The 4,623-nt window shown below is 74.5% G+C and carries 2 protein-coding genes and 1 pseudogene; all 3 read right to left on the reverse strand.

Going from position 1 to position 4,623, the window contains the following annotated elements:
* On the reverse strand, window positions 1-1,051 hold a 1,051-nt coding region (locus ACWGIU_RS30355; RefSeq protein WP_453711151.1), incomplete at its 3' end, for a serine/threonine-protein kinase.
* A gap of 152 nt (window positions 1,052-1,203) precedes the next feature.
* Window positions 1,204-3,741 carry a protein kinase gene (locus ACWGIU_RS30360; protein WP_453711149.1) on the reverse strand — a complete coding sequence of 846 codons (2,538 nt, stop codon included), beginning with the start codon at window positions 3,739-3,741 and terminating at the stop codon, window positions 1,204-1,206.
* Window positions 3,742-3,819: 78 nt separating this feature from the next.
* Window positions 3,820-4,623: pseudogene (locus tag ACWGIU_RS30365) on the reverse strand (serine/threonine protein kinase); the annotation flags it as partial.

A 4,623-nucleotide genomic window follows, 5' to 3' on the forward strand; every position in this document is an offset into this window, starting at 1 on the left:
CCCCGAAGACACCGCCGCCGCTGAGCAGCGCCGCCACCAGGGCCACCGCCGCTGCTCGCTTGACCCAGCCGCCGCCCTGGTCGGCGGAGACGGCATCAACCGGCGTCCCGGACACGGGCGGCTCCGGCAGCAAGGCCGTCTGCCCGACCTCGCCCTGCGGCGCCGGCGCCTCGGCCGGCCCCTGCGCCGGGGCGAGTTCCTCCGAGGTCACCGCGCGGGTGGGCACGTACGCCTGCGCGGCCTTCGGCTCCCGGCCCTCCATCGCCTCCAGCAGCATCCGCTCGGCCTCCGCGGCCGAGGGGCGCTCCGTCGGGTCCTTGCGCAGCAGAGCGGTGATGATCGGCCCGAGCGCCCCGGCCTGACGCAGCGCCGGCGGTTCGTCGTTGACCACGGCCTGCAGGCTGGAGATGGGCGAGGTGCGGCGGAACGGGGAGCGGGCCTCGACCGCCGTGTAGAGGGTGGCGCCGAGCGACCACAGGTCGGAGGACGGGTCGGGGCGCCCGCCGGTGACGCGCTCGGGAGCCAGGTAGTCGATGGAGCCGACGATCTCGCCGGTGCGCGTGATGGACGAGTCGCCCTCGATCGCGGCGATCCCGAAGTCCGTGAGCAGCACCCGGCCGTCCTTGGCCAGCAGCACGTTGCCCGGCTTCACGTCGCGGTGCAGTACGCCGACCGCGTGCGCGGCCCGCAGCGCGCCCAGCACGTGCAGCCCGATCCGGGCCGCCTCGCGGGGCTCGATCCGCCCGGCGGCCTTGGCCGCGTCCGCGAGGGAGGGCCCGTCGATGTACTCCATGACGATCCAGGGCCGGTCGTCGTGCTCCAGCACGTCGTGGACGGTGACGACAGCCGGGTGCTGGATACGGGCCGCGGCCCGGGCCTCCTTCTGCGTCCGGGCGTGCATGACGTCCCGGTCGGCCTGGGCGACGTACAGACCCGCCGTCAGTTCCTTGACGGCCACGGTCCTGTGGAGCAGCTCGTCATGCGCACGCCACACCTTGCCCATGCCGCCCCGGCCGATCGGCTCGACGAGCCGGTACCGGCCCGCCAGCACATCGCCCCCACCTGTCTGCTGTTCCACGAAATCCCGCCGCTCTCTGCACTTCAGGCCAGATTACGGATCCCGGAGGGGCTGCCGGAACCGCCCGGGCACCGAAAGACGGCACTGTGACGCAATCGCCGTACTGATCAGTCGTCAGTATCCGTTCAACCGCCCGCCCTGTAACTCGCCGTGGCCTTTTCGAAGACTTCGGTGACCTTGGTCTGTTCGTCCTCCGGACCGGTGACGAGGACGACGTGATAGCTGCCGCCCAGCGCCACGACGTAGTTACGGGCGAAGACGTTGCGACCGGTCCCGTCGATCCACGTGTACCGGCCCGTGGCGCGCAGTTGCTGACCCACCTTGGTGGTCTTCACATCGCCGACGGTCGACCAGGTGGACGTCCGGTACGGGGTCAGTTCCGGCTCCTTGTCCTTCTGGTAGGCCGCCGGATCCGGATTGCCCTGGACCTTGTCACGGCCGGGGACGACGGTCAGCACGAACTGCCCGTCGGTGTAGCGCACCTGACCGGACTCGTTGATCCCGCGGCGCTCCCAGCCGTTGGGCACGGCGATCTCGAAGTGCTCCGGATCCTGCTGGCTGGTGTAACCGGCCGGGGCGGGAACCGGCGCGGCCGGCGATTCGGCGGGCGCGGTCGTCTGCGGAGCGGGCCCGGACTCGGGTGTGCCCGACGGGACCCGGGAGGGGCTCGGCTTCGCCGGTGCCTGCGCGCTGCTGCCCCGGGCGTCGCCCGCGGGCTCCTGGTCGACGGCCCGGGGCAGGAACAGCATCGCGTACGCCACCCCGCCGGCGAGAAGGGCCAGGATCCCGACGAGCAGGGTCCGGCCGAGGGCGCGCGGCTTGCGGGGGGCCGCGGGGTTGCGGTGCCGCCCGTGGACCTCACCGCGGCGGCGCACGACGGGCAGCCGCGCCGGATCCGGCTCCGGCATCGGAAGCGCCCCGAACCCGGTGTCCGGCTCGGGCGCGGACCGCACCAGCGAGCGCAGCCAGCCCCGGAGCTCCTCGAAGTCGGGCCGCTCGGTGGGGTCCTGGCGCAGCAGCGACTCCACGACCGGACGCAGCGCCCCGCACTCCTCGGCGAAGGCGGGCGGCTCCGCGCAGACCATCTCGACCAGTTCGGCGACGCTGTCCTCGGGGTACGGGGCATGCCCCTGCACGGCGCGGTAGAGCAGCGCGCCGAGCGCCCACAGGTCGGTGGCGGGCCCGACGGGGGCCGCAAGCTGCCAGTGCCCGTGCACGGGGCCGGCCTGCTCGGGGGCCCACCGCTCGGTGACGGCGCCGACGACGGCCATCCGGGTCTGCCGCGCACGCTCGGCGTCCAGGCCGGTCCGGGGGCCGGACCGGCCGGTGCCGGTGCCGGTGCCGGTGCCGGTGCCGGTGGGCTGCGGCTGGTCGAGGGCGGTGGGCTGCGGCTGGTCGAGGGCGGCCCGGGTCGATACCTCCGCCTGCCGGTAGCCCAGGGGCAGGGCGAGTCGGGCGGGCAGGGCGGGGCGCTCGGGCTGCGTCTGCTCAGGCTCGGGATCCCGGTGCGGGCGGAGCACGGGGTGGCGCGGCAGGGGATCAGGGTCCGGTTCCGGCTCGGTTTCAGCCTCCGGATCCGGTTCCGGGGCGGCCGCGGGCAGCTCCGCCCGGCGAGGGGTCGCGCCGTGCCAGGGGGCGGCGGCGCCGGACTCCGGGCCGCCGTACGGGTACGAGTACCCCTGCGGGAGGATCGCCCCCTGGGGCCGGCGCTCCGGGGAGGCGCCGGACTCGGCCCCGCCGGCCGCCCCGGCCCTGCGCTCCTCGATCACCCGGGCGGCGGCCGCCCGCGCCCCGGCCCGGTAGGCGGCGACGGCCCCGGCCCGCGCGGCTGCCTGGAACTCCGGGCGGTCCTGCGGGCGATCGGGGGTGATGTGATCGGTGTACCGCGGCCCGGTGTCGTAACCCGGGGCCACCAGCGGCGCGTAGGCGACCTCCACCGGCCCGGCGGCGGCCTGAGTCGGGTCCGGGTCCGGGAACGGGTCCGGGGCGGGAGGCGGGGTCGCCACCGGCGCGGGAGCGGTGACGGGGACCGAGGTCACGACCGGGTCGGTGGCGGTACCCCATCCCGCTCCACCGCCGGCGTCCTCGGCCCTCGGGACGGGGTCGTACCCGCACAGGGCCTCCTCCGCCGCGCCCGCCGCGAGGCCCGTCAGCACGACGCGACCGTCCTCGCACACCAACACCGTCCGAACGGTGATGTTCCGGTGCGTCCAGCCGTGCGCGTGCAGCACCCGCAGCGCGGTCAGCACGTCCGACGCCACCTCGGCGGCCCGGTAGGGGCTCAGCGGTTCATCGGCTATCAGTGCGGCCAATGGCCTGGCCGGGACCAGTTCGCTCACTATCCACAGCGACTCGCCCTCGGCGAACACGTCGAAGACCTGGTCCAGCCGCGGATGGTCCGGGATCGAAGCCGCTGCCTGTGCCGCCTCGATGGCGCGGCGCACGGCCGGCAGATCGGCGGGTGACCGGCGCGCCGCCGGGACGGCCCGCGGCCCGTCGACCAGCTCGGCGTCCACGACCTCCGGCAACGGCACCTGCCGGACCACGACTTCCTGCCCGCTGCGCGTGTCGAAGGCGCGGGTCTCGATCAGTTCGTACGCGTCGGACGGCGGCAGAGGCAGGCGGTAGCGGCCGGCCAGGATCCGGCCCGCGTACTCCTCCACATCGCCTCCCCCGAGTGCGGCGGGCCCCCCATGGCCCCTCTGACACGATACGTCGCCAGGGCCGCCCGCGTCCCGAGGTCAGCCGAGCGGCTGGAAGGTCTCGAAGGCGACGTTGCGCATCTGGGTGCACTCGGGGGCGTCCCACTGGTCGGCGGCACAGCTGATCATGATGGCGTAGCCGTGCGTCGCGTCCAGCTTGAACCCGCGGTTGAGCACACGGACCTTGATGCCCTTCTGCTCCCGCTCGAACTCCCAGTCGGCGACGGTGGGATAGCCGCGGTAGTCCACCACGTCGATGCGGATCTGACGGTATCCCTTGCTGTCGCCGGCCACTCCGGGGACCGCCTTGAGCCAGGCGAGGCGCGCGTCGTCGCCCGGCTTGCCGGTGTAGTCGACCTGGATCCGCGGGAATCCGCCGTCACGGCTGTATATGCCGCCGGAGTTCTCACCTGCTGTGGCGGTCTTCTTGAAGCCCTCGGGCATCGCCATCGAGAAGTGGAAGCCGAAGTCCTGAACCAGGGCGAAGCCCGCCGGAACCGCTCCGCCCGCGCCACCGGACGTGGCGCCCTGGCCCTGGCTCCCGCCCGGGGGCTGCTGCCCGCCGGCGCCGGCGTCCGTACCCGTACCCGCGCTGCCGTTGGCGTTGCCACCGGTCTCGCCGGTGTCCCCCGAAGGCTTCGGGGAGGTCTCCCCGGTCCCGCCGCTGCCGTTGCCCGGGTCCTTCGGGGCCGAGGCCGCCGGAGTGGGCTTGCCGCTGCCGCCCTTGCTCTCGTCCTTGGTGTCCGGGTCGTCGCCACTGAAGGCGTAGGCGATGAGCGAGCCGACGACCGCCAGCACGACGACCACGGCCGCCGCCGCGAGCACGAGGGTGCGGCGCTGCAT

It is taken from the genome of Streptomyces sp. NPDC054840 (genome assembly GCF_053611065.1).